Origin of the sequence: Luteimonas sp. MC1572 (genome assembly GCF_016615815.1) — a bacterium.
GTDB lineage: Bacteria > Pseudomonadota > Gammaproteobacteria > Xanthomonadales > Xanthomonadaceae > Luteimonas.
This window is the reverse complement of the sequence record NZ_CP067112.1, coordinates 1392748-1417945: the sequence shown is the minus strand read 5'-3', so window position 1 is coordinate 1417945 and position 25198 is coordinate 1392748. Positions and strand designations below refer to the sequence as shown.

Sequence of the window (25198 nt, the reverse complement as noted above, 5' to 3'; positions counted from 1 at the left end):
CGCGCGCCCGCTCGCGCGCCGGTGACCGTCATGATGCCCTTGCTCGACCCTCGCAGCGTTGGTCTGGGGCTGCGCCGCGGCCTGCTGGCGGAGCTGCGCGCAGCCCCTGCCGGCAGCTTCGACTTCCTCGAGGCCGCGCCCGAGAACTGGATCGGCGTCGGCGGCGCGCTTGGCGATGCGTTCGCCGAGCTGGCGGCCCGCCAGCCCATGGTCTTCCATGGACTGTCGCTTTCACTCGGCGGCCCGGCGGCGCTCGACGAAACCTTCCTGCACAAGCTGCGTCGCTTCCTCGACGCCCATCGCACGCCCGTCTACAGCGAACACCTGAGCGCCTGCGGCGACAGCCTCGGTCAGCTCTACGACCTGCTGCCGCTGCCGTTCACGGAAGCGGCGGTGCACCACGTCGCCGCGCGCATCCGCCGCACGCAGGACATCCTGGGCCGCCGCATCGCGGTGGAGAACATCTCCTACTACGCGGTCGTTCCGACCGGAGCCGCAGCGCCGCTGACGGAACTGGATTTCATCAATTCCGTGCTTGCCGAGGCGGACTGCGACCTGCTGCTCGACGTCAACAACATCGTGGTCAACGCGACCAACCACGGCTATGACGCGCACGCATTCCTGCGCGGGCTGCCGTCCGCGCGGATCGCCTACATCCACGTCGCCGGCCACTACGACGAGGCCCCGGACCTCAAGATCGACACACATGGCGCGGCGGTCGGCGACCCGGTGTGGGCGCTGCTCGCCGAGGCCTACCGCGTGCATGGCGCGCGCCCCACGCTGCTGGAGCGCGACTTCAACTTTCCGCCGTTCGACGTGCTGCTGGGCGAGCTCGCCACCGTGCGTGGCCATCTGACTGCAGCGACGGTGCGCGAACATGCCGCCTGACCGCGTCTCCGGCGACCAGCTCGGCGACGACGAAACGCTGCGCGCGCAGCAGGATGCGCTGGCCGCGTACATCCGCGACCCTGGCCGCACACCGCCACCCGCGGGCATCGAGGCGCGCCGCCTGAAGATCTACCGTGACCTGTTCTTCAACAACATCGAAGGCCTGCTCGGCGGAAACTTCCCGGTGATCAAGCGGGTCTACGGCGACCGCTGGCCAGCGCTGGCGCGCGACTTCTACCGCGACCACGGCGCACGCACGCCGCTGTTCACCGAGGTCGCGCGCGAGTTCCTCCGCTATCTGGAGGACAGCGGCGGCCGCGAGCCCTGGCTCGTCGAACTTGCGCACTACGAATGGATCGAGCTGGCGCTGCAGATCAGCGAGGCGCGGGTGGACGACATCGCCCACGACCCGCTCGATGCACCGGACACCGACGTGGATGCCGCGCTGCTGGCGGGTGCGCCGCTGCTGTCGCCGCTGGCCTGGCCGCTGGCATACGCCTGGCCCGTGCACCGCATCGGCCCGGATTTCCAGCCCGCGTCGCCACCGTCGCAGCCGACGCTGCTGCTCCTGCACCGCGAGGCCGACGGCCGTGTCCGCTTCCACGCGCCCAGCTCGTTGGCTTGGCGGCTGCTGCAGCGCCTGGATGAAGCGCCTGGCGCGAGCGGTCGCGACCAGCTGGTGGCGCTGGCAGGCGAAGCCGGCAGTGCCTGCGACGACGCCTTCCTCGCGCAGGGCGTGGCGATGCTCCGCCAGTGGCATCGCCAGGGCATCGTGGCCGGCGTGCGCCGGTGAGGGCCGGCCACGGCGCTCGGCTAGACTAGTGCCGGTGAACACCCTTCCCGAATCTTCCGCGCCCCCTTCCTTCGCCCCGATGTCGGCGCGCTTCCGCGGCTACCTGCCGGTGGTGGTCGATGTGGAGACCGGCGGCTTCGACTGGAACCGCCACGCACTCCTCGAGATCGCGGTGCGCCCGGTCGACCTGGACCACGCCGGCCGCTACGTGCTTGGCGAAGGCGCCAGCGCGCACGTCGTGCCGGCGCCGGGCACCACCATCGATCCGAAGTCGCTGCAGATCACCGGCATCGACCTGGACCATCCGTTCCGCTTCGCCAAGCCCGAGCGCGAGGCGCTCGACCACGTGTTTGCGCCGGTACGCGCGGCGATGCACAAGCATCGTTGCCAGCGCGCGATCCTGGTGGGCCACAACGCGCACTTCGACCTGAATTTCCTTAACGCCGCGGTCGCGCGCAGCGGGCACAAGCGCAACCCGTTCCATCCCTTCAGCGTGTTCGACACGGTCACCCTCGCCGGCTTGGTCTACGGGCAAACCGTGCTGGCGCGCGCGGTGCAGGCGGCAGGCATGGAGTGGAACAGCGACGAAGCGCATTCGGCCGTGTACGACACCGAACGCACCGGCGAGCTGTTCTGCATCATCGCCAACACCTGGGGCCTGCACGCCCAGCCGGCCGCTGCGACCAGCACCGGTGCCGGGCCGGACGCGGCCGACGCCAGCGGCGACATCCTGCCCGCCTAGACGCGCTGGCGGACCGCCTCGAACAGGCACACGCCGGCGGCCACCGACACGTTGAGGCTTTCAACGCCCGCGGCCGCGGCACCCGGCATCGGCAGCGACACCAGCTGGTCGCACATGTCGCGGGTCAGCCGCCGCAGGCCTTCGCCTTCGCCACCCAGCACCAGCGCCACGTTGCCGCGCAGGTCGATGCCGTACAGCGACGCGCCTGCATCTCCCGCCAGCCCGTAGATCCACACGCCCTGCTTCTGCAGCTCGCGCAGGCTGCGCGCCAGGTTGGTCACGCGCACCACCGGGATGCTGTCCGCGGCGCCGGCCGAGGTCTTGCGCACCGTGGCGTTGACCTGCACCGCCTTGTCCTTGGGGATCAGCACCGCGGTCACGCCCGCCGCGGCGGCGCTGCGCAGGCAGGCACCCAGGTTGTGCGGGTCCTGCACGCCATCGAGCACCAGCAGCAGCGCGCGACCCCCGGCCGCTTCCACCAGCTCCGGCAGCGCGTCCTCGTCAAACGTCTTCGCCGCGGCATAGCGCGCCACCGCGCCCTGGTGGCGCAATCCGCCGGCCACGCCGTCCAGCGCCTGCTGCGCCACGCGGCGCACGTCGATGCCGCGCCGGCGCGCGTTGTCCTCGATGTCGCCGATGCGCGCGTTCTTGCCGCCCGCCTCAAGCAACACTTCGCGCACGTTGTCGGCATCGTGCTCGATCGCCGACGCGACCGCGTTGATGCCGACGATCCACTGGTTCTGCTTGCTTGTCATAAGTGCCCTGGTGGTCGCGCTCAGTACTTCTTCTTGGCGCGCTTGGCCGGCTGGCCGCGCGTTGCGGGCGCACGCGGCTCGCCGGGTTCACCCGGCTTGCCCTGGCCTTCGCCGACCAGCCGGAAGTCGATCTTCAGTTCCTCGACGCTCGCCTTGAGCACCACGATGCGCACGCTGTCGCCAAGGCGGTATTCGCGCTCGGAACGCTGGCCCGTGAGGGTCTTGCGGATCGGGTCGAAGTGGTAGAAATCGTTGGGCAGCTGGGTCACGTGCACCAGGCCGTTGACCTTGGACTCGGCCAGTTCGATGAACAGGCCGAAGCTGGTCACGCCGCTCACCACGCCGTCGAACTCGCGGCCGACGTGTTCTTCCATCCATGCCGCACGGTAGCGCTCGTCGACTTCGCGTTGCGCTTCGTCGGCGCGGCGCGAACGCTCCGAGCACTGCAGCGACAGCGCGGTCATCTGGTGTGCGGAGTATTCGTAGTTGGCGGCCTTGCCACCGGTCAGCGCGTGCTTGATGGCGCGGTGCACCAGCAGGTCGGCGTAGCGGCGGATCGGCGAGGTGAAGTGCGCGTACGCCTCCAGCGCCAGGCCGAAGTGGCCGATGTTCTCGGGTGCGTACACCGCCAGCGACTGGCTGCGCAGCAGCACCGACTCCAGCAGTGCCGCGTCGGGGCGCTCGCGCACCGTCTCCAGCAGCTTGCGGTAGTCCTTGGGCTGCACCTTCTGCCATGTCGGCAGGCGCAGGTGGAACTCCTTGAGGAATTCCAGCAGGTCGGCGTACTTGGCTTCCGGCGGCCGGTCATGGTCGCGGAACGGAGCCGGGACCGCCGCTTCGAGCAGGAACAGCGCGGCCTGCACGTTGGCCGCGATCATGCATTCCTCGATCAGCTTGTGCGCGTCGTTGCGCTGGAGCATGCCGGCCTGGGTCACCTCGCCCTGCGGGCCGAGCACGAAGCGCACCTCGGAGGTCTCGAAGTCGATCGCGCCGCGCTGGCGGCGCGCCTTCTCCAGCACCTGGAACAGCTGGTGCAGCTGGCGCACCTGCTGCAACTGCTGGCCGATGAAGGCCTGCGCGGCATCACGGTCGGCATCGGGGACGCCTTCGCCGACCGCGTTCCAGACCTGGGTGTAGGTCAGGCGCGCGTGCGAGTTCATCACCGCCTCGTGGAACGACGACGACACCACGTTGCCCTTGCGGTCGACCTGCATGTCGCAGGCGAAGCACAGGCGGTCGACCTTGGGCTTCAGCGAGCAGATGCCGTTGGACAGCGTCTCGGGCAGCATCGGCACCACGTAACCCGGGAAATACACCGAGGTCGCGCGCTTCTGCGCTTCGACGTCGAGCGGCGCCGACGGGCGGATGTAGTGCGAGACGTCGGCGATCGCCACGATCAGCCGGAAGCCGTCGCGGTTGGGCTCGCAGTACACGGCGTCGTCGAAATCCTTGGCGTCCTCGCCGTCGATGGTCACCAGCGGCAAGGCGCGAAGGTCGAGTCGGCGGCTGGCGGATGCGGCGTCGACCTCGAGGGGCACGGCGGTGGCTTCGTCGAGCACCTCGGGCGGGAACTCGTGCGGGATGTCATGGCCGTGGATCGCGGCCTCCACCGCGATCGACGCGGTGAGCTTGTCGCCGAGCACCGCCAGGATGCGGCCGATCGGCGGCCGGTGGCTGTCGGGCGGGGTGACGATCGCGCAGACCACCAGTTGGCCGTCGCGCGCCTCCTGGCGCGCATCGGCCGGAATCTGCACGTTGCGCTGGATGCGCTTGTCGTCCGGCACCACGTAGCTGATGCCGGACTCCAGCGCGAAGCGGCCGATCAGGCGCTGTACGCGACGCTCCAGCACTTCGACAATCGCGCCCTCGCGGCCGCGGCGGTTGACGCCAGTGACCGAAGCGAGCACGCGGTCGCCATGCATCACCTTGCGCATTTCCGCCGGCGGCAGGAACAGGTCGTCGCCATGGCCGGTTTCCGGTCGCAGGAAACCGAAGCCTTCCGGGTTGGCGATCACCGTGCCCGGGATCAGGTCGAGCTGGCGCGCCGGCACGAAGCCGCCGCGCCGGTTCTTGAGGATCTGGCCGTCACGAACCATCGCGCCCAGGCGCTTGTCGAGCGCGTCGGCGCGATGCGGTTCGAGCAGGCCGAGGCGCTCGGCCAGCGCTGCTGCGTCCATCGGACCATCGGCGGCCGCGAGCACTTGAAGGATCGCTTCGCGACTGGCGATCGGATGCTCATAGCGGCCCGCTTCGCGCGCGGCCTGCGGATCCTGGAACGGCGTGCCGGCAGCGGGCGCCGGCGCCCTGGCCTGCCTCGGCTCCGGCGCGTCGCTGCGCGATGCTGCGTGCGGAGGCTGGGCCCTTGCGGTCGGAGCCTTCGGAGCCCTCGGGGCCCTCGGAGCCGGAGCCTCCGGAGCGGTCTCTGGAGCTGTCCCGCGCGTCGTGTCTCGCGGCGTGGCCGATGCACCACGCGATGAGGGTGACATCGCGCGCACCAGCGCGGGATCAGGCATCCAGCCCGGCAAGGCAGCCGGCTTCGCGCGCGGCGAGGGCGGGTGTGCGCCGTGTTTCTGCGTGGTGCCGGTCTTGCCCTTCGCGGGCTTCCTGTCCGACGCCTGGCCTGCCCCGGCCTTCGCGGATGGGGTGTCGCGGCCGTGGCCGCCCTTGCCTGTGGTCTTTGTCATCGGGCAATTGTACGCGCCGGCTGTGGTGAACTTCTCACGCAGCCGTTGACAGCGCAGCACTGCATTGCAACAATGCGCGCCCACCTGCCCGGGTGGCGGAATTGGTAGACGCACTAGCTTCAGGTGCTAGCGGGGGCAACTCCGTGGAGGTTCGAGTCCTCTTCCGGGCACCATCTACAAGTCGCGGGGCCATGCCCTTCGACGAGATGACACGAAACCCCGCGAAAGCGGGGTTTTTTGTTGCGCGTAGAATCGCAGGGCTTCCACAACAGCCGCGACCGCAGTCCCGATGAACGACACCGTCCGCCCCGTTTTCCACGGCTTCGAACAGATCCCGCTGCGCGAGTACGCCGAGCGCGCCTACCTCGACTATTCGATGTACGTGGTGCTCGACCGCGCCCTGCCCTTCATCGGTGACGGCCTGAAGCCGGTGCAGCGGCGGATCATCTTCGCGATGAGCGAGCTCGGCCTCGGCGCCGGCGCCAAGCCGAAGAAGTCCGCGCGAACCGTGGGCGACGTGATCGGCAAGTACCACCCGCACGGCGACAGCGCCTGCTATGAAGCACTGGTGCTGATGGCGCAGCCGTTCTCGTACCGCTATCCGCTGATCGAGGGCCAGGGCAACTTCGGCTCGGCCGACGATCCCAAGTCGTTCGCGGCCATGCGCTACACCGAGTCCAAGCTCACGCCGATCGCCGAAGCGCTGCTCGGCGAACTGGGCCACGGCACGGTCGACTGGGTGCCGAACTTCGACGGCACGCTCGAGGAGCCCACCTGGCTGCCGGCGCGCCTGCCGCACCTGCTGCTCAACGGCACCACCGGCATCGCGGTGGGCATGGCCACCGACGTGCCGCCGCACAACCTCAATGAGGTGGTCAGCGCCTGCGTGCGCCTGATCGACGACCCCGAGGCCACGGTCGCCGACCTCTGCGAGCACGTGCGCGGCCCCGACTACCCCACGGGCGCGGAAATCATCACCCCCGCGGCCGACCTGCGCGCGATCTACGAGACCGGCCACGGCAGCGTGCGTTCGCGCGCCACCTTCGAACGCGAAGGCGCCAACATCGTCATCACCACGCTGCCCTACCAGGCCAGCCCCGGCAAGGTGATCGAGCAGATCGCCGCGCAGATGCGCGCCAAGAAGCTGCCGTGGCTGGAGGACATCCGCGACGAGTCCGACCACGCCAACGCGGTGCGCCTGGTGCTGATCCCGCGCTCCAACCGCGTCGACGCCGACCAGCTGATGGGCCACCTGTTCGCCACCACCGACCTCGAGAAGAGCCACCGGGTCAACCTCAACATCATCGGCCGCGACGGACGACCGCAGGTCAAGGACCTGCGCACGCTGCTGATGGAGTGGCTGGCGTTCCGCGCCGACACCGTCACCCGCCGCCTGCAGCACCGCCTGGAAAAGGTGGAGCGCCGCCTGCACATGCTGGAAGGCCTGCTGGTGGCGTTCCTCAACCTGGACGAGGTGATCCGCATCATCCGCACCGAGGACGATCCCAAGGCCGTCCTGCAGGCGCGCTTCGCGCTCGACGACGACCAGGTGGACTACATCCTGGAAACGAAGCTGCGCCAGCTGGCGCGGCTCGAGGAAATGAAGATCCGCGGCGAGCAGGACGCGCTGGCCGCGGAGCGCGAGACGCTGGTGGCCACCCTCGGCAGCAAGGCCAGGCTGCGCAAGATGGTCAAGGACGAGCTGCTCGCCGATGCGAAGAAGTTCGGCGACGCGCGCCGCTCGCCGCTGGTCGAGCGCGGCGCCGCGCAGGCGCTGGCCGAGACCGATCTCGTGGCCAGCGAGCCGGTGACCATCGTGCTCAGCCAGAAGGGCTGGGTGCGTGCCGCCAAGGGCCACGACGTCGACGCGTCGGGACTGTCCTATCGCGAAGGCGATGCAGCGCTGCAGGCCGTGCGCGGGCGCACCTCGCAGCAGGTCGCCTTCCTCGACTCCACCGGACGCAGCTACTCCACCCTGGCGCACGGCCTGCCGTCGGCGCGCGGCAACGGCGAACCGCTGACCGGCCGCTTCTCGCCGGCGGCGGGCGCGGCATTCGTGGCGATGGCCAGCGGCGAGAACGACAGCCGCTTCGCACTGGCGTCATCGGCCGGCTACGGCTTCGTGACCCGCTTCGAGAACCTGACCGGACGGCAGAAGGCCGGCAAGGCGATGCTGTCGCTGTCGCCCGAGGCCCGCGTGCTGCAGCCGGCGCCGGTGGCCAACGTGGAGCGCGACCGCATCGTGGCCGTGACCAGCGCCGGACACCTGCTGGTGTTCCCGGTGTCGGAACTTCCCGAGCTCGATCGCGGCAAGGGCAACAAGATCATCGAGATCCCCAAGGCCAAGCGCGCCACCGAGCGCGTGGTGGCGATCGTCTCGGTGCCCGAGGGCGGCAGCCTGGCGGTGAAGTCCGGCGCGCGCACCATGAGCCTGTCCTGGCGCGAGCTCGAACCCTACATCGCAGCGCGCGGCAGCCGCGGTGGCCTGCTGCCACGCGGCTGGCAGAAGGTCGACGCGCTCTCGGTCGAATAAGACCGCATAATCGATCCTTCCTGAGGGGGAGGATCGTGCATGGTGCGCTGGTGCCTGCGGCTGGCGTCGTTGTTGCTGTTGTCGGTGGCGCTCGCGGCGCTGGCGGGATGGTGGGCGCTGCGCGCCAGCCTGCCGCAGCTTGACGGCACTGCCGGGCTTCCCGGCCTCGCGACCCAGGTCACCGTGACCCGCGACGCGCTCGGCGTGGCCACCATCGACGCGGGCAACGAAGCCGATGCAATGCGCGCGCTGGGTTACGTGCACGCGCAGGAACGCTACTTCGAAATGGACCTGATGCGCCGCACCGCGGCCGGCGAACTGGCGGCGCTGTTCGGGCCGGTCGCGCTGGACGCGGACCGAACACACCGCGTGCACCGCATGCGCGCGCGCATCGCCACCCACCTCGACGCCATCCTCGGCGACCGGCGCGCACAACTCGATGCCTATGTCGAAGGCGTCAACGCCGGGCTGGCCGCGCTCGACGCGCGTCCCTGGCCCTACCTGCTGCTGCGCACCGCGCCGGAGCCGTGGCGCGCGGAGGACTCGGCGCTGGTCGCGTTCGCGATGTATTTCGACCTGCAGGACGCCGGCAACGCCCGCGAGCTCGCGCTATTGAAGATGCGCCCGCACCTGCCGGAGCCGCTGTACGCGCTGGTGACCCACGCCGGCTCCAGCTGGGACGCGCCGCTGTTCGGCGATCCGATCGGCGATGCCGTGCTGCCCGATGCCGGAGCGGTCGACCTGCGCCAGCTGCCGGCGCAGGGCGCCGGCGACACCGGCGCGCTCCCCGATGCGCCGCAGCCCGGGAGCAACAACTTCGCTGTGGCCGGCACGTTGACCGCCGACGGCCGCGCGATCGTCGCCGACGACATGCACCTGGGCCTGCGCGCGCCCGGCACCTGGTTCCGCGCGCGGCTGCACTACGGCGATGCAGGCACGCCGTCCGGCGGCGTCGACGTCTCCGGTTTCACCCTGCCCGGCCTGCCCGCGGTGATCGTGGGCTCGAACCGCCACGTGGCCTGGGGCTTCACCAACAGCTATGGCGACTACCTCGACTGGGCGGTTGAAACGCCTTGCGGCGTTACGCCGACGCAGCAATGCGCCGCGGTGGAGACGCACCGCGAGACGATCGCCGTCGCCGGCGCCGATGCGGTCGTGCTGGACGTGCGCGAGACCGCCTGGGGCCCGGTCATGCACGAACTCGACGGCGGCCGCGTGCTCAGCCTGCGGTGGACGGCGCACCTGCCCGGCGCGGTCAACTTCGGCCTTGCCGGCATGGCGCGCGCCCGGGACATCGACCACGCGCTGGTGCTCGCCCGCGACGCCGCCATGCCCACCCAGAACCTTGTCATCGGCGACCGCGGCGGACGCATCGCCTGGCGGCTGATCGGACCGCTCCCGCAGCGCGCATCCGGCTGTACACCGATGTTCCCCCCGCTGGACGCAGGCACCGACGCGTGTCCTCCCTGGCCGGCCAGCACGCGCAACGCCCCGACCCTGGCCTCGCCCACCGCGGACCGCCTGTGGACGGCCAACAACCGCGTGGTGAGCGGGCCAGCGCTGGACCGCCTCGGCGACGGTGGCTACGCACTGGGTGCGCGCGGCGCGCAGATCCGCGACGCGCTGCGCGCCACCGGGACCTTCGACGAACGCGCCCTGCTGGCCATCCAGCTCGACGACCGCGCGCTGTTCCTCGAGCGCTGGTGGCAGCTGCTGCGCGAACGCGCGGCGGCATCCTCCACGCCGGCGATGGACGCGCTGGCCGACGCGGCCGCGACCTGGGAGGGGCGCGCCGATCCCGCATCCACCAGCTACCGCGTGGTGCGTGCCTGGCGCATCGCGGTCAACGAGCGCATCGCCGACGGCCTGCTGGCCCCCGCGCGCGCGGCACTCGCCGACGATTTCGCGATGCCAGCGCTGCCGCAGCTGGAAGGCGTCGCCTGGCCACTGGTGTCGCAGCGTCCGGCGCACCTGCTGCCGCGACGCTTCGCCAGCTGGGAGGCACTCTTCGAGGATGCCGCCGTGGCGGTTCGCGACGAATTGTCCGGACAGGGCCCGCTGGCCGAACGCAGCTGGGGCGAATACAACACCGCGCGCATCTGCCACCCGCTGGCTTCGGTGTTGCCGAAGCCGGTGCGCGGGTGGCTGTGCATGCCGGCCGACGCGCTGCCCGGCGACACCCACATGCCGCGCGTGCAGGGTCCGGCGTTCGGCGCGTCGCAGCGCATGGTGGTGTCGCCGGGTCGCGAGGCCGACGGCATCATCCACATGCCCGGCGGACAGAGCGGGCATCCGCTGTCGCCCTTCTGGGGCGCCGGCCACGACGACTGGGTGCACGGCCGCCCGACCCCGTTCCTGCCGGGCAAGGCCGAGCACGCACTGGTGCTGGCGCCACGCTGAGGCGCGCCGGGATCATCCGCTGGACCGCTGGTGCACGCCGAGCACCGCGCGTCCCGACGGATCGGTCTGGCCGGCGAAGGACGCATCCCAGGCGATCGCCGCGGGCGACGAGCAGGCGATCGACGGCCCGCCCGGCACGGTGCGCGCGCAGGCCGCGCCAGGGAACGCATCCTCGAACAGGCTGCGATACCAGTAGGCTTCGCGCGTCGCCGGCGGGGCGTGTGGAAACCGCTGCGCCGCGTCGGCGAATGCCCGCTCGCCGACGACCTGCGCGGCATGCGCCTTCAGCGCGTCGATCCAGCCGTAGCCGACGCCGTCGCTGAACTGCTCCTTCTGCCGCCACAGGATGCTGTCGGGCAGCAGCCCGTCGAACGCCTCGCGCAGCACCGCCTTTTCGATCGGCCGGCGTGCCGTGCCGCGCTCGCGCACCATCTTCTCGCCGGCGTCCATGCCCATCGCCAGGTCCAGGAACTCCAGGTCGAGGAACGGCACGCGCGCCTCGACGCCCCAGGCCATCATCGCCTTGTTGGCGCGCAGGCAGTCGTACTGGTACAGCGCATCGAGCTTGCGCACCGTCTCCTCGTGGAACGCGCGCGCGTCGGGCGCCTTGTGGAAGTACAGGTAGCCACCGAAGATCTCGTCGCTGCCCTCGCCCGACAGGACCATCTTCACGCCCATCGCCTTGATGCGCCGCGCCAGCAGGTACATCGGCGTGGATGCGCGCACCGTGGTCACGTCGTGGCTTTCGATGTGCCGGATCACCTCCGGCACCGCGTCGATGCCTTCCTGCAAGGTGTAGACGAAGCCGTGGTGCACCGTGCCGAGTGCAGCGGCCGCGACTTCCGCCGCTGCGAGGTCTGGCGAGCCCTCCAGGCCGATGGCGAACGAGTGCAGCCGTGGCCACCACGCTTCGGACGCGTCGTCATCCTCGATCCGCCGCCGCGCGAAGCGCGCGGCGCAGGCGGCGACCAGCGACGAATCCAGCCCGCCCGACAGCAGCACGCCGTAGGGCACGTCGCTCATCATCTGCCGGTGGACGGCGGCCTCGAAGGCGTGCCGCAGCGCGTCCGGTGCGACCACCACGCCGCGCGTCGCGTCATGGTCGCGCCACGCGGGAGAGAAGTAGCGGTGCAGCGTACCGGTCGCGGTGTCGTACCAGTGGCCCGGAGGGAACTGCGCCACGTCGTCGCAGTGCCGGGCCAGCGCCTTCATTTCGGATGCGACCCACAGCCGGCCGTCACCGTCGTGACCCCAGTAGAGCGGGCAGACGCCGATCGGGTCGCGCGCGATCACCGCGCGACCGCGCACGCGATCCCACAGGGCGAACGCGAAGATGCCGTTGAGCCGCGCCAGCCACGGGCCGATGTCATCCGCCTCTGCGCCGGTATCCGCGCGACCGGCGTGATGGCTGTACAGCGCGTTGATCACCTCGCAGTCGGAACCGGTCTGGAACGCGTAGCCATCCTGCAGCCCCTCCTGCAGCTCGCGATGGTTGTAGATCTCGCCATTGACCGCCAGCACCAGGCTGCCGTCGGCCGAACGCAGCGGCTGCGCGCCGCCGGCCGGGTCGACGATCGCCAGCCGCTCGTGCACGAGGAGTGCGGCCGGTTCGGCATGCACGCCGGACCAGTCCGGACCGCGATGGCGCTGCAGCGCCGAGAGCGACAGCGCCAGGGGACGCAGCAGGGACACGTCGGCCCCGGGGCGAAGGTCGAAGATGCCGAGGATGGAACACATGGCGTAGCTCCTTGTGCCGGCAATCACCGGCGGTGGAACGCCTGCGCGGAAACGAAAAACCCGCGCCGGGCGCGGGTTTCGGGTTGCCTGGCTGGTGTCGCCTGCCTAGTCGCCCGCCCGCTGGTCGCGCACGCGATTGTCCGAACCGCGATTGTTGCGGTTGCAGGCAGTGCGCGTGGCGGCGGGGTGGCGGGACATGGCCTCGAAACTAGCCTCCACTCCACGTGGCCGTCAAGCGCGCGTGACGCCCTCTTCCCTCCCACCCGCTGAACGCGTTCCGCACGGGTGCCGATGCATCACCCCCGATTCATCGCCTGGGGATCCAGAATGTCGCCACCCTCAAGGAGCGAACGAACATGACCCGGAACCACCGCATCCGCACGCTCGTACTCGCGCTGGGCCTTGGCCTGGCAGCCACCGCCGCCACCGCATCCGCCCAGACCATCGGCTACAACACCCGCACCGGCGATGTCTGGGTCGATTCACGCCTGGGCGAGATCAACGACTATGGCCGCCAGTACCGCGACCCGTTCATGGACGAGATGACCGGCTATTACGGAGCGCCGCGCCCGCTGCTGGTCGAACTGCTCGACCAGCGCCGCTGGGCCCCGGGCGACGTGTACTACGCGTGCGCGCTTGCGCATTCGCTGCGCATCCCGTGCCGCGACGTCGTGCGCGAGTACGACCGCCACCCCGGCCAGGGTTGGGGCGCGACCGCGCAGCGCCTGGGCATCAAGCCCGGTTCACCGGCGTTCCACGCGCTCAAGCGCGGCCAGGTGGATACCTACGGCCGTTGGGGCCATCCGATCGTGATCGACCGTGACGTGCGCGTCGACTGGTCGCGCCCGGATCGCCGAGGCGGCAAGGCTTCGCACGACAGGCCGGGCCGCGGGCACGCGGAGCATGCCGCGCCGGGCAAAGGCCAGGGTGCAAGCCAGGGCCGAGGCAACGGCAATGGCAAGGGCAGCCAGGGCAACGGCAAGGGCCGCGGCAATGGCAACAACGGAAACGGCAAGGGTCCCGGCAAGCCCTGAAAGTCGCGGCCGCGTGCCGGCCACCTGATCACTTCGACGGCCACCGCATTCCGGTGGCCGTCGCCGTTTGCGGCTCAGGCGGGAGCCAGCAGGTGCTCGATCAGCGCCTGGTAGATCCCGGGCAGCGCTTCGAGATCGGCGACCGCCACGTGCTCGTCGACCTGGTGGATGCTGGCGTTCACCGGGCCGATCTCGATGCACTGCGCACCCAGCGGCGCGATGAAGCGCGCATCCGAGGTGCCGCCACCCGTGCTCTCCTCGGGCTCGCTGCCGGTCATGCGCGCCAGCACCTCGCGCGCGGCGGCGCGCAGCGGCCCTTCCGGCGTGTGGAACGGCTCGCCGCTGCGATGCCAGCCAATGTCGAAGTCGAGGCCATGGCGGGCCAGCATCGATTCGATCGTCGACTCCAGCCGCGACGCATCCCAGTGCGGGTTGTAGCGCAGGTTGAAGTGCACCGTGAACTCACCCGGGATCACGTTGCCCGCGCCGGTACCGGCCTGCACGTTGCTGACCTGCAGGCTGGTGGGCGGGAAGCTCTCGAAGCCGTCGTCCCAGCTTCGCGCGGTCAGTTCCGCGAGCGCCGGCAATGCGGCGTGCACCGGGTTGCGGGCCTTCTCCGGATACGCGACATGCCCCTGGATGCCCCGCACCAGCAACGTCGCCGACAGCGAACCGCGACGGCCGACGCGCACCAGGTCACCGAGGCGCGAGCTCGATGAAGGTTCACCGGTAATGCACCAGTCGATGCGCTGGCCGCGTTCGCGGAACACCTGCGCCACCCGGCGCACGCCGTCGATCGCATCACCCTCCTCGTCGGAGGTCAGCAGCAGCGCGACGGTGCCGCGATGGTCCGGGTGCGCGGCCACGAAACGCTCCATGGCGACCACGAACGCCGCCACGCTGCCTTTCATGTCGGCGGTGCCGCGCCCGTACAGCCTGCCGTCGCGCACCTCGGGCACGAACGGGTCGCTGGCCCAGGTTTCGCGCGGGCCCGGCGGCACGACGTCGGTATGTCCCAGCAAGACCAGCACCGGCCCACCCTCGCCGTGCATGGCCCACAGGTTGTCGACCGCCCCGAAGCGCAGCGACTCGCAGGCGAAGCCGGCGCGCGCGAGGCGCCCGGCCAGCAGCTCCTGGCAGCCGGCATCGTCCGGCGTGACCGAGGGGCGCATGACCAGCTCCTTCGTCAGCGCCAGCACCTCGCTCATGCGTCCACTCCAAAGCGCTTCTTGAAGCCGTTGTCGCTGAAGCCCTGGCTGAGCACGCCGTCGTCGGTGACCACAACCGGGCGCCGGACCAGCTGCGGGTATTCACGCAGCAGCAGCTTCCATTCGGCATCCGAACCCGCCGCCTTGCGGTGCTCCGGCAGCTGCCGCCACGTGGTCGAGGCCTTGTTGACCAGCAGCGCGAAACCGCCGGCCTGCGCCGCCCAGTCCTGCAGCATCTCGGGTTCGGGTTTGCTGGCGCGATAGTCGACGAACGTATGCGCGATGCCGAACCGGTCCAGCCACTTGCGCGCCTTGCGGCAGGTGTCGCAGTTGTCGAGTCCGTACAGGGTGGTCATCGAATGCCTCCGCGCCCGCTCAGAGCGCGTGCCCGCGCAGCAGCTCGTTGACCGAGGTCTTGGCGCGCGTGCGCGCGTCGACCTGCTTGACGATCACCGCGCAGTACAGCGAATGCGTGCCGTCCGCGGCCGGCAGCGAGCCCGCCACCACCACGCTGCCCGGCGGCACCACGCCGTAGCTGGTCTCGCCGGTCATGCGGTTGTAGATGCGCGTCGACTGGCCGAGGAACACGCCCATGCCGATCACGCTGTGGTGGCCGACGATCACGCCTTCCACCACTTCCGAGCGCGCGCCGATGAAGCAGTGGTCCTCGATGATCGTGGGTGCCGCCTGCAGCGGCTCCAGCACGCCGCCGATGCCCGCGCCGCCGGAGATGTGGCAGTGCTTGCCGACCTGCGCGCAGGAGCCGACCGTGGCCCAGGTGTCGACCATGGTGCCGGTGCCGATGTGCGCGCCGATGTTCACGAACGAGGGCATCAGCACCACGTCCTTGTCGATGAAGCTGCCGCGCCGTGCGATGGCGCCCGGCAGCACGCGCACGCCGGCCTTGCGGAACGCGGCCTCGTCGAAGTCCTCGAAGCGCAGCGGGATCTTGTCCCAGTACGGCGACGGCCAGCCTTCCATGACCTCCATCTCCTGGACGCGGAAGTACAGCAGCACCGCCTTCTTGAGCCATTCGTTGACGGTCCAGCCGCCGGCGCCGTCCGGCTCGGCGACGCGCAGGCGACCACTGTCGAGGCCGTCGATCACGCGCTCCACCAGCGGCCGGGTCGAACCCTCGAGTTCCTCCGGCGTCAGCGTGGCGCGCCGTTCCCAGGCGCTGTCGATCATGAAGGCGAGGTCCTGCTCCGGCTTCCTCGCGGCGGGTTGGGCGGCGGCAGCCGGGGTAGCGGGCTTGCTGGCCTTCTTCGCGGACTTGGTCGCCGTCGTGGCCTTCCCCGCCGTCGATGACTCGGTGGTCTTCGCCAGGTCGGTCGTCTTCGCGGTCGCCGCCTTCTTCGCGGGCGGCTTCTTCTTCGTGGTCATGCGGGTGGTTCTCCATCGATCCTGGCCAGGAGCGCTTCGTGCAATCGGGCACATGCGTCCTGGTCCAGCGGTTTGTTGTCCTGTCCGGTGATCCGGAACACGTCTTCGGCGCGCGCGCCGAAGGTCGCGATGCGTGCGTCGTGCACGCGCAACCCCTGGCGGCGCAGCACATGCGCGACATCGGCAAGCAGGCCGGGCCGGTCGGTGCAGACCAGGCTGAGCACCGTGGCACCGCCGTCGCCGACGGTTGCGAAATCGACCTGCGGAAGTATGCGGAAATGGCGCAGGTGGCGCGGCTGCGCGCGGCGTGCGGGGCGCACGCGGTCCAGTGGCGCGGCCAGCACGGCCGCCAGCTCGCGCGCAATGCCCTGCACGTCACCTTCCACGCGCGCATCGGCGGGCAGCACCTGGAAGCTGTCGAAGATCGCGCCGCCGGGCCCGTCGAGGGCGCGCGCGTGCTGGATCTCCAGGCCCAACCGGTCGAGCGTGATCACGATTGCCGCGAACAGGCCGTCGCGGTCGTCGCCATGCACGAACACCTCCATCGCCTGGCTGCCGGCGGCCAGCAGGCGCGCGCGTACCACGACCCCGGCACCACCGGACTCGCGCAGCGCGCGCGCCTGCCAGGCGATCTGTTCGGGGCGTGCGCGCAGGAAGCTCGCCTCCGGGAACTGCCGGAGCAGGGCATCGGCCTCCGCCTCGGCCACGCCATCGGCGGCCAGCAGCGCCTTCGCCGCGGCGTGCGCCTCCACGATGCGCTCCCCGGCCGCCACGGGATGTTCCAGTCCGCGGCGCAACGCCAGGCGGGTGGCATTGCGCAGGTCCGCCAGCAGGCGGTCCTTCCAGGCGTTCCACAGCTTGGGCGAGGTGCCCGCGATGTCGGCGCAGGTGAGCAGGTACAGATGGTCGAGGCGCTCGCGATCGGCGACTTCGGTGGCGAAGCGGTGTATCACCGCGGGATCGCTGATGTCCTGCTTCTGCGCGGTGATCGACATCAACAGGTGCTTGCGCACCAGCCATTCGACCAGCGCGGTATCGCCCTCGCCCAGGCCGTGCGCCTCGCCGAAAGCGCGCGCATCGACCGCACCGAGCTCGGAATGGTCGCCGCCGCGGCCCTTGGCGATGTCATGGAACAGCCCCGCCAGCAGCAGGAGCTCCGGCTTGCGCAGCGTCGGCCAGACCTCGTGCGCCATCGAGAAGCGTGCGTCGGCATCGTCGCCGGCGAACGCCGCCAGGTTGCGCAGCACGGCCAGCGTGTGCTGGTCCACCGTGTACATGTGGAACAGGTCGAACTGCATGCGCCCGGACACCTGCGCGAAGGCCGGGATCCAGCGCCCCAGCACGCCCAGGCGCGCCATGCGTTCCAGCGTGCGCACCGGGACCGGCCCGCGCAGCAGCGCCATGAAGGCGGCACGCGCTTCGGGCGTGGCGTCGCCATAGGCCGGCAGCGCGGGCAGCGCCTCGGCCAGCGCGCGCGCGGTGTGCGTGTGCAGTCCGCGCAGCTCGCCGAGCCGCGCCCAGGTCGCGAACAGCGCGAACACCGCGCCGATGTCGCCATGCGGCCAGTGATGATCGCGCGCGGCGAGATAGCCGCGGCGCAGTTCGAAGTCGTCGTCCACCGGTTCGGGCGCGGCGGTGCCGTCGAAGTGCTCCTCGAAACGCTGCAGCAGGCGGTCGCCGATGCGGCGGACCACCGCGGCGCTCTGGTAGAAGCCCTGCATCATCTGCTCGACGCCGAGGTTGTCGCCGTCGTCGGAAAACCCGAGGCGCGCGGCCAGCGGCTTCTGGTGGTCGAAACGCAGGCGTTCCTCGGCGCGCCCCGCCACCAGGTGCAGGCCGAAGCGCAGGCGCCCGAGCGCGCGGCGCTCGCGGTCCAGGGCCGCGGCCTCGTCGGCGCCGACCTGGCCCAGCGCAACCAATGGCTGCAGCTCGTGCGTGCCGAACGCGCGCCGCGCCATCCAGCCCACCGTCTGCAGGTCGCGCAGCCCGCCCGGGCCTTCCTTGAGGTTGGGCTCGAGGTTGTCGGATGTGTCGCCGAAGCGCGCATGGCGCCGCGCGAGTTCGTCGGCCTTGGCTAGGTAGAAGTCGCGCGCAGGCCACGCGCGGTCCGGCGCGATGGCACGGGCCAGCGCGGCCACGGCATCCGCGTGCGCCACCAGCGCCCGCGCATCGAGCAGCGCGGTCATCACCGTCAGGTCGACGGCGGCGGCGGTGCACTGCTCGGGCGAGCGCGTGGCGTGGCTGGCGGCCAGTCCGGCGTCCCACAGCAGGGCGATGAAGCGCGCCAGCGCCTCGCGATGGCGCTCCTGGGCCTCCGGCTCCGCCAGCACCAGCAGGTCGATGTCGGAGTGCGGGAACAGCTCGCCGCGGCCGTAGCCGCCGACGGCGAACAGCGCCGCATCGGCGTCGGCGGGCAGGCAGCGCCGCCAGGCCGCGACCACGATCGCGTCGACCGCGCGCGCGCGCAGCGCGGTCAGGCGATCGGCGTCAATGCCGAGGTCGAAGCGTCCCGCGAGCTCCGCATCGCCCAGCAGCAGCGATTCGCGCTGTTCGAGCGCCCAGCCGGCATCGCCTTCACGCGGCGTGCAACCGGTCGCGTCCGGGGGCATGGGCGCGGCCGTGGACATCTCAGAGCCCGTTGTCGTCGCCGGGCAGGCGGGTCAGGATCTCGACCCCGTCGGCGGTCACCGCGACCATGTGCTCCCACTGCGCGGACAACTTGCGGTCCTTGGTGACCACGGTCCAGCCGTCGGGCAGCAGGCGCGTATGGCGCGCGCCCTCGTTGATCATCGGCTCGATGGTGAAGGTCATGCCCTCCTCCAGCACCAGGCCTTCGCCCGGGCGCCCGTAGTGCAGCACCTGCGGCTCCTCGTGGTAGACCAGCCCGATGCCGTGGCCGCAGTACTCGCGCACCACGCTGAAGCGCTCGGACTCGGCGTACGACTGGATGGCGTGGCCGATGTCGCCGAGGGTGGCGCCCGGCTTCACCGCGCGGATGCCGCGGAACATCGCCTCGCGCGTCACCTCCACCAGGCGCTTGGCCATCACCGACGGCGTGCCGACGAAATACATGCGGCTGGTGTCGCCGTGCCAGCCGTCCTTGATGACGGTGACGTCGATATTGATGATGTCGCCGTCCTTCAGGACCTTGGCTTCGTTGGGGATGCCATGGCAGATGACGTTGTTGACCGAGATGCAGGTGGTCTTGGGGTAGCCCTTGTAGCCGACGTTGGCCGGCGTGGCGTGCTGCACGTTGACGATATGGTCGTGGCAGATGCGGTCCAGCTCCTCGGTGGTCACGCCCGGCACCACGTGCGGGGCGACCACCTGCAGCACCTCGGCGGCCAGGGCGCCGGAGACGCGCATCTTCTCGATCTGTTCGGGGGTCTTGGGCTTGATCATGGCGGGCATTATCGCCCACCCGGCTGCCGACCCGCATGGCAAGGCGCGCCTGGTCCGCGACTACGCGGCATATGTGACGTGTTGCGGCAGTTCGTACGGCCGCGCGTCCCACGACCGTTCCTGCGGGTCAATCCCGCCCGGAACAGAACATATCGAGGCGCAAGCGGCCGACACCCCTGATTCTCCGATGGTTTCCCAGAGTTGGCACGACCTGTGCTTGACGGTCCCCGCCCGCAACATGTGCGGCGCATCACACTCACCGTGGGAACCACTATGCATCTCGCCAAGCAATCCATCACGTTTTCCGTTCTCGCCTGCGCCCTGTCCCTTGGCGTGATCGGAAACGCGAGCGCCGCCGAAGACAGCGCAACCTTCCAGGTCCGCCTCGTGATCCAGGAGTCGTGCACGATCAGCGCCACTCAGCCGACCGACATCGATTTCCTGAGCCACGTCCGTTCCACCGGCGCGCCGGCGACCGCGACCGGTACGCTGACGGTGAACTGCTCCGCGGGCACGCCCTACTCCATCGGCCTGAGCGGCGGCGCGAACACCCTAGCCAACGCCACGGCTCCGGCCGCGGGTGACCGTCGCATGGCCAGCGGCAGCGCGTTCGTGCCCTACGACCTGTACCGCGACGGCGGCTTCAGCAACTTCTGGGGCAACACCGCCGGCGTCGACATGCAGACCGGCACCGGAAACGCGGCAAACCAGGCGTTCACCGTGCACGGCCGCGTGCCGTCGACCAACTTCCCGGCGGGCAGCTACACCGACTCAGTCACCGCGCGCGTGGTGTACTGAGCATCCGCCCGGGAACACGATCGGCAGACATGACGCGACCGCAATTGCACCATCGACCGGCGTCCACGCGCCTGCCATCCCGATGGCTGGCGCTCGCGCTGGCCGGACTGGGCATGCTCGCAACGCTGCAGGTCGGCGCCGCCAGCCTGCAGGTCGCTCCCATCTCCGTCGAACTGGCGGCGGGGGAACAGGCCGAGGCCCTGTGGTTGAGCAACACCGGTGACCAGCCGATCCAGGCGCAGGTCCGGGTGATGGCGTGGTCGCAGGACGCCAGCGGCGACCGGCTCGATCCGAGCCGCGAGCTGCTGCCGAGCCCGCCGATCGTGGAGATCGCACCGGGCCAGCGGCAGCTGGTGCGAATCGTGCGGCCGCAGGCCGCAGCCGTCCCGTCGGAGCGCGCCTTCCGCCTGCTCGTCGACGAATTGCCCAGCCCGCAACAGTCGCCTTCGTCGGGCCTGCAGTTCCTGCTGCAGTACTCGGTGCCGGTCTTCGTGCTGCCGCAAGGCGCGACGCCGCAGGACGCGCCGGGCCCGCGCCCAGCCACCGACGTATCGGCGCTGTCGGCCAGCGTGGAGGGCACCGGGGACGACGCACGATTGACGGTGGTCAACCGCGGGACACGGCGCGTGCGGTTGAGCGAGCTGTCCAGGGTCGATGCATCCGGCGCGGAGGCGCCGCTGGTCGCGGGCCTGGTGGGCTACGTCCTCGCCGGCCAGCGCATGCAATGGCCGCTGTCCCTGCCGCCGGATGGACTCCGCGGCGCAAGCCTCAGGGTGAGACTGAATGACGACCAGGACCCGCAGATCCTGCCGCTTTCACCACCGACTCCCTGAGCTGTCCCTGCTGGCAATTGCCCTGGCGCTGGCCGCGATCCCGGTCGGGGTGCAGGCACGCGGCGCGGCCGCGCTCCTGCCGGATGAGGGCGACGCCGCACTGCTTGCCACGACGGCCGGCAGCCAGGAACTCTACCTCGACGTCTCGCTCAACGAGGTCGCCACCGGCACCCTGGCACGCTTCGTCCTGATCGACCGGAAGCTGCATGCCAGCGCGGCCACGCTGCGTGGCCTGGGGCTGCGCTGGCACGGAAGCGAAACGGCCCAGGGCCTGGTCGCGCTGGACACCCTGCCCGGACTGCAGGTGCAGTACGACGAAGCGCGGCAGCACCTGGCGCTGCTCGCGCCGGTGGAGCTGCTGGGTGGTGGGCAGCCGGCGCGCGGCGGCTACATCGCCCCCGCTCCGCTCCAGGCCGACCCCGCAAGCCGGATCCCCGGCCTGATCCTGAACTACGACCTGTACGGGCAGCACGACGACGACCATTCCAGCCTCAGCGCATGGAGCGAGCTGCGGCTCTTCGGCCTGGGACATGGCGTTTTCGTCAATACCGGCACCACGCGCGCCTTCCGTGCGCGCGGCGCGCGCGACGGGCACGAAGCCGTGCGGCTGGATTCCTTCTGGGAGTACGACGACCCGGAGCGGATGCTCACCGTGACCGTGGGCGACACGCTCACCGGGGCGCTGTCCTGGACGCGCCCGACACGCATCGGCGGCATCAGGGTCTCGCGCAACTTCGCCCTCCAGCCCTACCGGATCACCACACCGCTCGCATCGTTCGCCGGTGAGGCGGTGCTGCCTTCGACCGTCGACATCCTGATCAACGGCATCCAGCAGTCCAGCCAGCAGGTGCAGCCCGGCCAGTTCGTGATCGACAGCGCGCCGCTGCTCAGTGGCTCGGGACAGGCGCAGATGGTGATCACCGACATCAACGGCCAGCGCCGGGTGCTGGATTTCGCCCTGTACGGAACGCCGCAGCTGCTGGAGGCCGGCCTGTCGGACTGGTCCGTGGAACTGGGCGCGATACGCCGCGGCTACGGACAGGACTCCTTCGACTACGCCGGCGACCCGGTGTTCAGCGCAACCGGTCGCCGCGGCCTGAGCGACCACGCCACGCTCGAAGGCCACACCCAGCTCGCCCCCGGCCTGCAGCTGGCCGGCATCGGCGGCGGCTGGCGCCTGGGCGCGCGCGGCGGCCTGCTGACCGCGGCCGCTGCCGGCAGCCGTCACGACGGCGGCAACGGCACGCTGGGCAACCTCGGCTACCAGTGGAGCTCATCCGCGTTCAACCTGTTCGCCACCAGCACCCGGCGCAGCGCCGGGTACCGCGACGCCGGCAGCCTCGAGACCGGCGCGCTGCCGCGCCGCACCGACCAGGCCTTCGCCGGCTTCAACACCCGCCTGGGCCAGTTCGGCGCCAGCTACATCCTGCAGGCCGACCAGAACAACCAGGCGCGCCGCTACGCCACGCTCAACTGGTCGCGACAGCTGCCGCGCAACGCGATGCTCAGCCTCAGCTTCAGCCGCGGGCTCGACGACGACGCAGGCGCCGCCGCCTACCTGTTCTGGTCGATGCCGCTGGACCGCCGCACCTCGGTATCGACGACCGCCCGCCATGGCGACCGCAGCCAGGCGCTGTCGGTGGGCGCGCAGCGCTCGCCGCACAGCGACCTGGGCGGCTGGGGATGGCGCGCGCAGGCCACGGTCGGCGACCAGCCGGGCGCCCAGGCGGAAGTCTCACGCCTCGGCCAGCACGGCCAGTGGACGCTGGGCGCGAACCATTGGCGTGGCGAAGGCGAAGGCGAAATGCCGTCCGCCACCACGGCCTACGGCAGCGCCAGCGGCGGCCTGGTGCTGGTGCGCGGCCACGCCTACGCCATGCGTCGGGTCGACGACGCGTTCGCGGTGGTGGACACGAACGGGTTTGCCGATGTCCCGGTGCGCCTTGAGAACCGCGTCGTCGGGCACACCGACGACAACGGCCTGCTGCTGGTCAGCCGGCTCAATGCCTGGCAGGCCAACCGGCTGTCCATCGACCCGCTTGACCTGCCGGTCAACACGCAGCTGGGCGAAACCACCATCGATGCCGTGCCGCGGCGTCGCAGCGGGATGCTGGCGGCGTTCGCGTTGAAGCGCATCCAGCCCGTGGACCTGGTGCTGCGCGACCCTGCCGGTCGTCTGCTGCCTGCTGGCAGTGCCGTGTGGCTGGTGCCCGATGGCGGTGGCTTCGACGCGGCACGGGCGCCAGACACCGTGGTTGGCCACGGTGGCATGGTGTGGCTCCCGGACCTGCCAGCCGGGACGCGGCTGCATGTCCGGAGCGGAGACCAGTCGTGCATGGCCATGCCCACCCTACCCGCGGGCTCCGGAGCCCCCGAAGAACCAGGCGAAGTGATATGCCGATGAGCCGCTTCCAGCCCCCATCCAGCCGTTGCGCTCGCTCCGGACGCCTGCAGCAGCGCGCGCGGGCCGCCGCCAGGATCCTGGCCCTGCTGCTTGTCGCCGCCAGCGCCATGCTCCCCGTCCATGCACAGAGCTGCTGGATAGGCCAGAGCCTGGACATCGCGTTCGGCGTGGTCGATGGCTCGGGCAAATCCACGTCCAACAGCCTCTCGGTGACCTGCAACCGTGGAAGCGGGTCTCCCGCGCTCGCGTACCGCATCTGCATGTTCATCCCCGAAGGCAGCCCCATCCCGGGCATCAACCCCCGCTGGATGACCAACTACAACGGCGCGCAGATGGCCTACGACCTCTACGCCGACCCGGCCCATTCGCAGCTCATCCCGCCCACGCCCGGCAGCAGCGGCTACGTCCTGCACTCCACCGTGCTGTCGGTGCAGACGAACACTGGCGCGCAGGCCAGCGTCACCCTGCCCGTGCACGCCCGGGTGCGCGCGGGGCAGACCCTGCCGGCCACCTACGGATTCCAGAGCCAGATCGGCGGGGGTCGGATCCGGTACGTCTACAACAGCGGCAGCCCCGGAAACGCACCCACCGCCCCCAGCCCCGAGCAGTGCCTCGCGGGCACGGCGGCGGAGACCACCTTCTACACGCACGTCAGCGCGACCTTCGCCAACACCTGTCGCATCACCACCGCCACCGACCTCGACTTCGGCGCCGTCACGGCCCTCGCAGGCAACCGCGACCAGACCTCGACCATCCAGCTGCAATGCCCCACCGGCACGCCCTGGCGCCTGGGCCTGGACGACGGCAACCACGCCGTGGGCACCACCCGTCGGATGGCCGGACCGAATGGCAGCCACCTGCGCTACGAGCTGTACCGCGACCCGCAGCGCACGCAGCGCTGGGGTGGCAAGGCGATCGCGACCGACAACAGCATCGGCGCGGGCACCAACGCCACGCAGAGCCTGACGGTCTACGGGCGCGTCCCTGCCCAGCCGACGCCGGTACCCGGCAGCTACGCCGATACCGTCACGATCACCCTGACGTATTGAACTGCTGCACCCGGCTGAAGTGTGGACGGTGTCCGGAAAGCGGGCGACCCGGGTCGCAGATCGGGCCTGCGCCCGGACGGCTGCGGGAGGGTGGGCGGCATGATGGTCTGCACTCCGCACGCAATCCCCCCGGCACCGACCGATGTCCGCCCTCCGCACGTTCGCTTTCTGCCTCGCCATGCTGGCGGCGGGCGCCGCGGGCGCGAGCGACCGGACACGGTTGCAGGTGAGCCTGGTGCTGGTCGATGCCTGCACCGTCCACTCCCCGGGGAATGGAGGCGCGGATCCGGGCACGGTCCAGGTCGAGTGTTCGTCAGCCCAACCCTATCGGGTCGATGCCCGTGGCGCGGAGCGCGCGCCGACGAGGACCGGGCTGGCGAGGCCCGGCGAGATTCCGGGGCTGACGGTCACCTTCTGAGCCCGCGGCTGGGCCCGCAGCGCCTCCGCTTGCCCGGCAACTGCCGCGCGCGCTATGATCCGCCGGCTTTGTCGGCCGCTTGTTGCCGTCAGCTGCCCACGCCGGGCATGGCGCATCCCTTCGGGGGCGCAGGCGAA

Annotated in this window: 18 protein-coding genes, 1 tRNA gene and 1 pseudogene; 12 read left to right on the top strand and 8 right to left on the bottom strand. The window is 70.7% G+C overall.

All coding sequences use genetic code 11. From position 1 onward, the window contains the following. Positions 1 to 33 precede the first annotated feature (33 nt). From JGR64_RS06390 to rnt, 3 genes and pseudogenes are all read left to right on the top strand, one after another. Positions 34 to 888, top strand: a complete 855-nt coding sequence (locus tag JGR64_RS06390) for a DUF692 domain-containing protein (protein ID WP_199373209.1) — start codon at positions 34 to 36, stop codon at positions 886 to 888. Then, on the top strand, positions 878 to 1681 hold the full coding sequence (locus JGR64_RS06385; protein WP_199372561.1) for a putative DNA-binding domain-containing protein: 804 nt from the start codon (positions 878 to 880) through the stop codon (positions 1679 to 1681). The genes JGR64_RS06390 and JGR64_RS06385 overlap by 11 nt, the downstream gene beginning before the upstream one ends. A gap of 79 nt (positions 1682 to 1760) precedes the next feature. Further along, positions 1761 to 2336, top strand: a pseudogene (gene rnt / locus JGR64_RS06380) (ribonuclease T); the annotation flags it as partial. Between the two features lie 83 nt (positions 2337 to 2419). Here the strand turns inward: rnt and rlmB are convergent. Together rlmB and rnr are read right to left on the bottom strand one after the other, a co-directional pair. Then, a complete protein-coding gene (gene rlmB, locus JGR64_RS06375; RefSeq protein ID WP_199372559.1) occupies positions 2420 to 3178 on the bottom strand; it encodes a 23S rRNA (guanosine(2251)-2'-O)-methyltransferase RlmB in 759 nt (252 codons plus the stop codon). A 20-nt stretch (positions 3179 to 3198) separates the two neighbouring features. Then, complete coding sequence (rnr, locus tag JGR64_RS06370; protein ID WP_199373208.1) at positions 3199 to 5691, bottom strand: ribonuclease R; 2493 nt, start codon at positions 5689 to 5691, stop codon at positions 3199 to 3201. Between the two features lie 257 nt (positions 5692 to 5948). Between rnr and JGR64_RS06365 the strand changes: the two genes are divergently transcribed. The 3 genes from JGR64_RS06365 (at position 5949) to JGR64_RS06355 (ending at position 10795) form a co-directional block, all read left to right on the top strand. After that, a tRNA-Leu gene (locus JGR64_RS06365) sits at positions 5949 to 6035 on the top strand. 116 nt (positions 6036 to 6151) lie between these two features. Continuing rightward, complete coding sequence (parC, locus tag JGR64_RS06360) at positions 6152 to 8395, top strand: DNA topoisomerase IV subunit A (RefSeq protein WP_199372558.1); 2244 nt, start codon at positions 6152 to 6154, stop codon at positions 8393 to 8395. Positions 8396 to 8434: 39 nt separating this feature from the next. Then, positions 8435 to 10795: a penicillin acylase family protein gene (locus tag JGR64_RS06355; RefSeq protein ID WP_199372557.1), complete on the top strand. Its 2361-nt coding sequence runs from the start codon at positions 8435 to 8437 to the stop codon at positions 10793 to 10795. Between the two features lie 12 nt (positions 10796 to 10807). Here JGR64_RS06355 and asnB read toward each other — a convergent pair whose 3' ends face one another. Next, complete coding sequence (gene asnB, locus JGR64_RS06350) at positions 10808 to 12532, bottom strand: asparagine synthase B (RefSeq protein WP_199372556.1); 1725 nt, start codon at positions 12530 to 12532, stop codon at positions 10808 to 10810. 356 nt (positions 12533 to 12888) lie between these two features. Between asnB and JGR64_RS06345 the strand changes: the two genes are divergently transcribed. After that, entirely contained in the window at positions 12889 to 13566 is a 678-nt protein-coding gene (locus JGR64_RS06345) for a hypothetical protein (RefSeq protein WP_199372555.1), read from the top strand. Between the two features lie 74 nt (positions 13567 to 13640). Here the strand turns inward: JGR64_RS06345 and dapE are convergent, their stop codons facing one another. The 5 genes from dapE to map are packed head-to-tail and all read right to left on the bottom strand — an operon-like array spanning position 13641 to position 19568. After that, a complete protein-coding gene (dapE, locus tag JGR64_RS06340) occupies positions 13641 to 14774 on the bottom strand; it encodes a succinyl-diaminopimelate desuccinylase (RefSeq protein ID WP_199372554.1) in 1134 nt (377 codons plus the stop codon). Beyond that, positions 14771 to 15130 (bottom strand): Spx/MgsR family RNA polymerase-binding regulatory protein, encoded by a 360-nt coding sequence (locus tag JGR64_RS06335; RefSeq protein ID WP_199372553.1) that lies wholly within the window; start codon positions 15128 to 15130, stop codon positions 14771 to 14773. The genes dapE and JGR64_RS06335 overlap by 4 nt, the downstream gene beginning before the upstream one ends. Positions 15131 to 15149: 19 nt before the next feature. Next, positions 15150 to 16157: a 2,3,4,5-tetrahydropyridine-2,6-dicarboxylate N-succinyltransferase gene (dapD, locus tag JGR64_RS06330; protein ID WP_199372552.1), complete on the bottom strand. Its 1008-nt coding sequence runs from the start codon at positions 16155 to 16157 to the stop codon at positions 15150 to 15152. After that, on the bottom strand, positions 16154 to 18766 hold the full coding sequence (gene glnD, locus JGR64_RS06325; protein WP_199372551.1) for a [protein-PII] uridylyltransferase: 2613 nt from the start codon (positions 18764 to 18766) through the stop codon (positions 16154 to 16156). The genes dapD and glnD overlap by 4 nt, the downstream gene beginning before the upstream one ends. 19 nt (positions 18767 to 18785) lie before the next feature. After that, positions 18786 to 19568 carry a type I methionyl aminopeptidase gene (gene map / locus JGR64_RS06320; RefSeq protein WP_199372550.1) on the bottom strand — a complete coding sequence of 261 codons (783 nt, stop codon included), beginning with the start codon at positions 19566 to 19568 and terminating at the stop codon, positions 18786 to 18788. A gap of 264 nt (positions 19569 to 19832) precedes the next feature. Here map and JGR64_RS06315 point away from each other — a divergent pair, with 264 nt between their 5' ends. The 5 genes from JGR64_RS06315 to JGR64_RS06295 all read left to right on the top strand — a co-directional run bounded on the left by JGR64_RS06315 (position 19833) and on the right by JGR64_RS06295 (position 25061). Continuing rightward, the gene (locus tag JGR64_RS06315; protein WP_199372549.1) at positions 19833 to 20357 is read left to right on the top strand and encodes a spore coat U domain-containing protein; all 525 of its coding nucleotides are present in this window, start codon (positions 19833 to 19835) and stop codon (positions 20355 to 20357) included. 29 nt (positions 20358 to 20386) lie between these two features. Then, positions 20387 to 21190 (top strand): molecular chaperone, encoded by an 804-nt coding sequence (locus JGR64_RS06310; protein WP_199372548.1) that lies wholly within the window; start codon positions 20387 to 20389, stop codon positions 21188 to 21190. After that, positions 21141 to 23594: a fimbria/pilus outer membrane usher protein gene (locus JGR64_RS06305; RefSeq protein WP_199372547.1), complete on the top strand. Its 2454-nt coding sequence runs from the start codon at positions 21141 to 21143 to the stop codon at positions 23592 to 23594. Before JGR64_RS06310 ends, JGR64_RS06305 begins: the two co-directional genes overlap by 50 nt. Then, entirely contained in the window at positions 23591 to 24643 is a 1053-nt protein-coding gene (locus tag JGR64_RS06300) for a spore coat protein U domain-containing protein (RefSeq protein WP_199372546.1), read from the top strand. Before JGR64_RS06305 ends, JGR64_RS06300 begins: the two co-directional genes overlap by 4 nt. A gap of 142 nt (positions 24644 to 24785) precedes the next feature. Continuing rightward, positions 24786 to 25061, top strand: a complete 276-nt coding sequence (locus JGR64_RS06295) for a hypothetical protein (RefSeq protein ID WP_199372545.1) — start codon at positions 24786 to 24788, stop codon at positions 25059 to 25061. Positions 25062 to 25198: the final 137 nt, after the last annotated feature.

Coding starts and splice junctions, on each gene's coding strand:
- JGR64_RS06390 (WP_199373209.1), top strand. CDS start 34: ATGCCCTTGCTCGACCCTCGCAGCGTTGGTCTGGGGCTGCGCCGCGGC.
- JGR64_RS06385 (WP_199372561.1), top strand. CDS start 878: ATGCCGCCTGACCGCGTCTCCGGCGACCAGCTCGGCGACGACGAAACG.
- rlmB (WP_199372559.1), bottom strand. CDS start 3,178: ATGACAAGCAAGCAGAACCAGTGGATCGTCGGCATCAACGCGGTCGCG.
- rnr (WP_199373208.1), bottom strand. CDS start 5,691: ATGCCTGATCCCGCGCTGGTGCGCGCGATGTCACCCTCATCGCGTGGT.
- parC (WP_199372558.1), top strand. CDS start 6,152: ATGAACGACACCGTCCGCCCCGTTTTCCACGGCTTCGAACAGATCCCG.
- JGR64_RS06355 (WP_199372557.1), top strand. CDS start 8,435: ATGGTGCGCTGGTGCCTGCGGCTGGCGTCGTTGTTGCTGTTGTCGGTG.
- asnB (WP_199372556.1), bottom strand. CDS start 12,532: ATGTGTTCCATCCTCGGCATCTTCGACCTTCGCCCCGGGGCCGACGTG.
- JGR64_RS06345 (WP_199372555.1), top strand. CDS start 12,889: ATGACCCGGAACCACCGCATCCGCACGCTCGTACTCGCGCTGGGCCTT.
- dapE (WP_199372554.1), bottom strand. CDS start 14,774: ATGAGCGAGGTGCTGGCGCTGACGAAGGAGCTGGTCATGCGCCCCTCG.
- JGR64_RS06335 (WP_199372553.1), bottom strand. CDS start 15,130: ATGACCACCCTGTACGGACTCGACAACTGCGACACCTGCCGCAAGGCG.
- dapD (WP_199372552.1), bottom strand. CDS start 16,157: ATGACCACGAAGAAGAAGCCGCCCGCGAAGAAGGCGGCGACCGCGAAG.
- glnD (WP_199372551.1), bottom strand. CDS start 18,766: ATGCCCCCGGACGCGACCGGTTGCACGCCGCGTGAAGGCGATGCCGGC.
- map (WP_199372550.1), bottom strand. CDS start 19,568: ATGCCCGCCATGATCAAGCCCAAGACCCCCGAACAGATCGAGAAGATG.
- JGR64_RS06315 (WP_199372549.1), top strand. CDS start 19,833: ATGCATCTCGCCAAGCAATCCATCACGTTTTCCGTTCTCGCCTGCGCC.
- JGR64_RS06310 (WP_199372548.1), top strand. CDS start 20,387: ATGACGCGACCGCAATTGCACCATCGACCGGCGTCCACGCGCCTGCCA.
- JGR64_RS06305 (WP_199372547.1), top strand. CDS start 21,141: ATGACGACCAGGACCCGCAGATCCTGCCGCTTTCACCACCGACTCCCT.
- JGR64_RS06300 (WP_199372546.1), top strand. CDS start 23,591: ATGAGCCGCTTCCAGCCCCCATCCAGCCGTTGCGCTCGCTCCGGACGC.
- JGR64_RS06295 (WP_199372545.1), top strand. CDS start 24,786: ATGTCCGCCCTCCGCACGTTCGCTTTCTGCCTCGCCATGCTGGCGGCG.